Source organism: Kitasatospora sp. NPDC059803 (genome assembly GCF_042732255.1).
Taxonomy (GTDB): Bacteria; Actinomycetota; Actinomycetes; order Streptomycetales; family Streptomycetaceae; genus Kitasatospora.
Map to the genome: position 1 here is coordinate 5,580 of NZ_JBHWIJ010000071.1, position 5,543 is coordinate 11,122.

A 5,543-nucleotide genomic window follows, 5' to 3' on the forward strand; every position below is an offset into this window, starting at 1 on the left:
GACACAGCGCGCGGCGGGCTGAGCCCCACCCCGCCCCCCACAGAGACAGACCGGCACCCCCCCGCCCAGCCGCTGGTGCCGCGGTGGGCGGAAAGGCCGACGGACGCGAACTCGTCCACCCGGCCGGCCTCGGTGCGGGCGCCGATCCGCCGCAGGGCGCGGGAGATCGGGGAGCCCTCGGGCGGGAAGGGTTCGAACTCGCCCTTGGTGAGCGGGCCGAGGACGATCCGGCCGTCCTCCCAGACGGCGGCGCGCTGGGTGCCGCTGCCGCCGAAGTACTCGGCCTCGACGCAGGCGATCGGGCCCGCCTTGGACCAGGCGGCCAGCCGGAGTTCGAAGCCGCCCGGGTGCCAGCCGAAGCCGGCCGCCTCGGCGGGCTTCGTCGAGCCGCCGTCGGTCTGGAGGGCGGAGAGCACCGCGGGGGTGACCGGTATCAGGGCCAGCCCCTGCGCCAGCGGCACCACCCGGGCCGCCGAGGTTTCTGCCGCGGCCACCGCCAGCAGCTCGAATGTTCCTATCAGGGCCTGGAGTTCATAGGACATGCCGGTCATCGTGTCCCACCGCACCGACAGTCGGCGCGGAGTTTATGATTCCGTGCCCGGCTGGAGTCCGTAGAGCAGGGTGAAGACCGTCACGTCCACCGCGTCCTCGGCCGTGCTGGGTGCTTCCTCGTTCAGTTCGTCGATGACTGCGGCGAGTTGGGTCCGCAGCCGGATCAGCCGGTCCGGGCTGAGCCGCAGCGTCGAGTGCACGAACAGGCCGGGCGGCCCGACCGATCCGTCCCGGGGCGAGCTGAAGTCCAGCCGCCCGCCGAGGACCTGTGCCCGGAAGTCGCCGCGGACCCGGTCGATGGCGGCCAGGATGGCGTCGTACGCCTCGGAGCGGCCCGGGGAGTCGGCGGTGAACATCTCCGGGGCGAGCCGGATCGACTCCTGCGCGGCGGCGTAGCGGCTTTCGACGATGCCGGAGACCAGCCGGGTGCCGGCCACGATGACCAGCCCGGCCTTCTCCAGCTGCTTGATGTGCCGGTAGAGCTTGGTCTGCGGTTCGCCGAGCGCGGCGGCGATCTCCTTGGCGGTGAGCGGGCGTTCCTCGCCGGATTTCAGGGCGCCGAGGATGGCCAGCCGCAACGGGTCGGCCAGTGCCTTGAGCACGGCGACGTCGGCCACCTGGCGTTCCTTGACCCAGGTGGTGGGTTGCTCGCCGCCGTCGGCGGGTTCCAGATCGTGCTCGGCCACGGGCACCACCTTGGCAGATCGGCCGCGCCGCACGCAATCACGCTCTGGTGAGCGCTCACCCTTGCGCAACCAATCATGCTTCCGACATCATTCACGTCAATGTGAATGATGTCGGAAGCGCGAACGGCGGGGTGGGTCATGGCGGGGAACAGAACGGCGGCTGACGAGTCAAAGACGGCGGAGGAGGCGCTAGCGAAGGCCGAGGCGGCCACGCCGCCCGTCCCGCTGCGACGGAACCTGCGCTTCCAGGCGCTCTGGGCCGGCCAGGCCGCCGCGACGCTCGGCATGCGGATCGGCGACACCGCCTTCCCCCTGCTGGTCCTCGCGCTCACCGGTTCCTCCACCGCCGCCGGGGCCTTCGGGGCCGTACAGATGGTCACGACCCTGCTGCTGGGCGTCCACGGCGGTGTGGTCGCCGACCGCCTCGACCGCCGCCGGGTGCTGATCGCCTCCGACGCCGCCCGACTGCTCGTCACGGCGACCGTCCCGGTGGCCATGGCCTTCGACCGGCTGACCCTGGCCCACCTGCTGCTCGTCGCCGCCGCCGTCGGGGCGACCATTGCGTACAGCGGCCCGATCCGGCTGCTGGCGCTGCGCTCGGTGGTGGCGCCGGAGCAGCTGCCGCAGGCGCTCGCCCAGGACGAGGCCCGGATGACCGGGGCCGCGCTGGCCGGTCCGCCGCTGGCCGGCTTCCTGTACGGGCTCGGCAGCGCGGTGCCGTTCCTCGGCACCGCGCTCGCCTCCCTGCTCGCGCTGGTGGCCGCGCTCGTGGTGCGCTTCCCCGGCCGCCCCGCCGCCGCACAGCCGAGCGGCGAAGCCGACGCGCAGCCGAGCGGCGAAGCCACCGCACAGCCGAACCGCGAACCGGGCGGCGCGGAGCCTACCCCCGAGTCCGGCGGCGCCCTGGCCGGGTTCCGCCTGCTCGCCGCCTCCCCGCTGCTGCGCTCCGCCCTGGCCGTCCTGCTGGTGGTCAACCTCGCCGGGACGGCCCTGATGCTGCCGGTGATGGTGCTGCTGCGGGACGGCGGCACGGGCAGCGCCGGGATCGGCCTGGCGCTGGCCGGCGAGGCGGTCGGGGCGCTGGCCGGAACGGTCCTGGTGTCCCGGCTGCACCGGCTGGCCGGGCCGGGCGTCCTGCTGCTGCTGGTGGCCTGGACCGCCGTGCCGGTGACGCTGGCGCCGCTGCTGCCGGGCGGGGTGGTCACCGTGTTCGCCGCGCTGTTCGTGGTGGGGATCGGCGTTCCGGCCCTGCGGGTGATGCTGGACCTGCTGGTGTTCCGGCAGGTGCCGGACGAGCTCCGCGGCCGGGTGATCGCGGCGACCATGACGCTGCTGACCGCGGGCATGCCGGCCGGGACGCTCGGCAGCGGCCTGCTGCTGGACCACCTCTCCCCCGCCGTCGCACTGACCGCGATCAGCGTCCTGCTCGCGGCCGCCCTGCTGCCCGCGACCGTGAGCCGTACGCTGCGTCGCGCCGCCTGGCCGGCCCCGCAGGATCCGGCGGCCCGCCCCTGACAGTCGCTCACCCGTGCGGGTGCACGCCGCATGCGGCGTCCTCGGCAACCGGGTGAACTGGCCGGGTACGGCCCGCCCCGGGGCCCTTCCCGGGCGGCGTCCGCGCGCGGGGCGCCTCCCGCCCGGGCGTCGCGCAGCCGACCGGGGCCGTGCCGGAGGAGGACAGATGGGTTCCACGGACGCGCCCTCGCCCGGCCGGGGCGGCCCCGGCGAGGCCGCTGCCCCCGACGGTTCCAGCAGGTCCGGTGACCCGAGCGACCCTGGTGACCCGAGCAGCCCTGGTGAGCAGGGAGACCCCGGCGGCCAGGGAGGCCCCGGCGACCGGGGGAGCCCCGGCGGACCGAGGAGCCCCGGCGCCCCGACCACCCGCGAGCGGACCGGCTCGGTGGCCGCCCGGGTGGTCACCGCCCCCCGGATGTCCTGGCTGACGCTCGCCCTGATGACCACGAGTTCGGTGGCCAGCCTGCGCTCCGCCCCGACCATGGCCGTCTACGGCCTGGCCTGCGTCTTCCTCTACCTCGTCCCGGCGCTGGTGTTCCTGCTGCCGACCGCGCTGGTCTCCGCCGAGCTGGCGTCCGGCTGGGAGGGCGGCGTCTACCGCTGGGTCTCGGAGGGCCTGTCGAAGCCGCTGGGCTTCCTCGCCGTCTGGTGCCAGTTCGCGATGACGATCTTCTACTACCCGTCGCTGCTGGCGTACGTGGCGTCGACGATCGCGTACGTCGTGAACCCGAGGCTGGCCAGCAACGGCCCGTACACCGCCGTGGTGATCATGGTGCTGTACTGGACCGGCGTCTGGGTCTCCTCGCGCGGGACGAAGGCCGTGGCCGGCCTGTCCTCGATGGGCCTGGTGATCGGCACGCTGATCCCCGGCACGCTGCTGGTGGTGCTCGGCTTCGTCTTCCTCGGCCAGGGCAACGGCTCCGCCGCGCCGATGGACTCCGCGCACCTGCTGCCGCAGTGGGCCGGCCTGGCCAGCCTGGTGCTGATCGTCAACAACTTCCTCAGCTACTCCGGCATGGAGATGAACGCGGTGCACGTCTCCTCGCTGCGCAATCCGGCGCGGGAGTTCCCGCGCTCGATGTTCACCGCGTCCGCGATGGTGCTGCTGATCTTCATCCTGCCGGCACTGGCGATCAGCTGGGTGGTGCCGTCCAGCGAGCTGAGCCTGACGGCCGGCGTGATGCAGGCCTTCGACGCCTTCTTCCAGTACTTCGACATCGGCTGGCTCACCCCGGTGATCGCGGTGGCGCTGATCTCGGCCTCGCTCGGCGGCATGCTGACCTGGCTGGCCGGGCCGTCCAAGGGCCTGTTGATGATCTCCCGGCAGGAGGGCTACCTTCCGCCGTTCCTGCAGAAGCTGAACCGGGAGGGCGTCCAGCAGAACCTGCTGGTCGCCCAGGGCGTGGTCACCACGGCGATCGCCCTGCTGTACGCGCTGATCCCGAACGTCTCCAGTGCGTACTGGATCTTCTCGGTGATCACCACGCAGGTGTACCTGATCGTCTACCTGCTGATGTTCACCGCCGCGATCCGGCTGCGCCGCACCCGGCCGGACCACCCGCGCGGCTACCGGGCCCCGGCGCTGGTGCCGATCTGCGTGGTCGGGCTGCTCGCCTCGGCGTGCGCGATGGCGATCGGCTTCGTACCGTCCTCGCAGTTCGGCAGCGGCAGCGTCTGGACGTACATCGGGATCGTCGGCGGCGGTCTGCTGGTCCTCGGCCTGCTGGTCCCGTACCTGTTCCTGCGGCTGCGCAAGCCCGGCTGGCGCTCCCCGGAGGCGGCGGCGGAGCTGGCCGCGCAGGAGTCGGCCGAGCTGCGCGGCGCCGCGGGCGGTGCGGCATGACCACGAGCCTGATGGCCTCCCGGCACCGCTGGATCTACCTCGGGGCGATCGGGCTGCTGGTCGCGATGCTGATCACCGGCCTGCTCTCGTTCACCCGGCTGCACGCCACCGACCAGGCCGACCGCAAGGCCGGACAGCTCGCCCGGGCGCTGGGTTCGGCCGGCTATCCGGTGCCCGCGCGGGACCAGATCGTGCACACCCTGGGCGAGGACGGCGGCGCCGTCTGCGCGAACCCGTCGAACGCGCTGACCCAGGCGCAGTGGACGTCCGGCATGTCCAACGGCGCCGACGGGCCGGGCCAACGGCCGGTGCTGTCCGACCGCGACGCGGTGCGGGCCGAGGCGGTCGTGCTCTCGGTGTACTGCCCGGGCAGGCTCGCCGAGATCCAGGACAAGATCGACGACCTCAACTTGCAGGACACCGTCCGCAAGTAGCCCGCCCGGCTTTCGAGGAGGACCCGACCGTGCCTCGACCCTTCACCACCGAGGACTACACCCCGCACGAGCTGGGCTTCGTCTCATGACGGGGCCGTCACCCCGCTGCTCCGCCGTCAGAACGGCGGCCCGGCTGTGCGATTTTCTTACGAGGCGGTCATGGTTCACCCAGCGTCCTCCAAGTTTGCGTTGGTAGTTTCGGTGAGCATGACCAAGCTGCTCAGCCCGGCCCCGCCCACCCCGGCGCGGGCCGGGCGACTGCGACCCCTGACCGCCCGCCCCCGTCGTACCGGTCTGTCGAGACTCCGGCTGCTGGCCTGGCCGGTCTACCTGACCGCGCTCGTCTGGTTCCTGCGCACCCAGGGCATGGCCTTCGCCAACGACGTGGTGTTCCTGTGGCTGATCGGTGCCCTGCTGACGGGGGGGGGGGGCCCCGCGGCCGCCCCCCCCCCGGGGGCGCGGGGTGGGGGGGGGCGGGGTGGGGGGGGGGGAGCGCGGGGTGTGGGAGACCGC

5 protein-coding genes and 1 pseudogene are annotated in these 5,543 nt (G+C 73.3%); 4 read left to right on the forward strand and 2 right to left on the reverse strand.

The features are described 5' to 3' along the window. A pseudogene (locus ACFV6I_RS14395) lies at positions 1–542 on the reverse strand (hypothetical protein); the annotation flags it as partial. Between the two features lie 42 nt (positions 543–584). After that, a complete protein-coding gene (locus ACFV6I_RS14400) occupies positions 585–1,238 on the reverse strand; it encodes a transcriptional regulator (protein ID WP_159398490.1) in 654 nt (217 codons plus the stop codon). Between the two features lie 138 nt (positions 1,239–1,376). Here ACFV6I_RS14400 and ACFV6I_RS14405 point away from each other — a divergent pair, with 138 nt between their 5' ends. From ACFV6I_RS14405 to ACFV6I_RS14420, 4 genes are all read left to right on the forward strand, one after another. Continuing rightward, entirely contained in the window at positions 1,377–2,753 is a 1,377-nt protein-coding gene (locus tag ACFV6I_RS14405; RefSeq protein ID WP_380425408.1) for an MFS transporter, read from the forward strand. 415 nt (positions 2,754–3,168) lie between these two features. Then, positions 3,169–4,596, forward strand: coding sequence for an APC family permease (locus tag ACFV6I_RS14410; RefSeq protein ID WP_380344146.1), 1,428 nt, complete (start codon positions 3,169–3,171; stop codon positions 4,594–4,596). After that, complete coding sequence (locus ACFV6I_RS14415) at positions 4,593–5,030, forward strand: hypothetical protein (RefSeq protein ID WP_380344110.1); 438 nt, start codon at positions 4,593–4,595, stop codon at positions 5,028–5,030. The genes ACFV6I_RS14410 and ACFV6I_RS14415 overlap by 4 nt, the downstream gene beginning before the upstream one ends. 207 nt (positions 5,031–5,237) lie before the next feature. Next, positions 5,238–5,543: hypothetical protein (locus tag ACFV6I_RS14420; protein WP_380425410.1), on the forward strand; the 306-nt coding region annotated here is incomplete at its 3' end.

Bases quoted from the DNA above. Each gene is read 5' to 3' on its own strand.
- ACFV6I_RS14415 (WP_380344110.1), top strand. From the start codon at position 4,593: ATGACCACGAGCCTGATGGCCTCCCGGCACCGCTGGATCTACCTCGGG.
- ACFV6I_RS14410 (WP_380344146.1), top strand. From the start codon at position 3,169: ATGTCCTGGCTGACGCTCGCCCTGATGACCACGAGTTCGGTGGCCAGC.
- ACFV6I_RS14405 (WP_380425408.1), top strand. From the start codon at position 1,377: ATGGCGGGGAACAGAACGGCGGCTGACGAGTCAAAGACGGCGGAGGAG.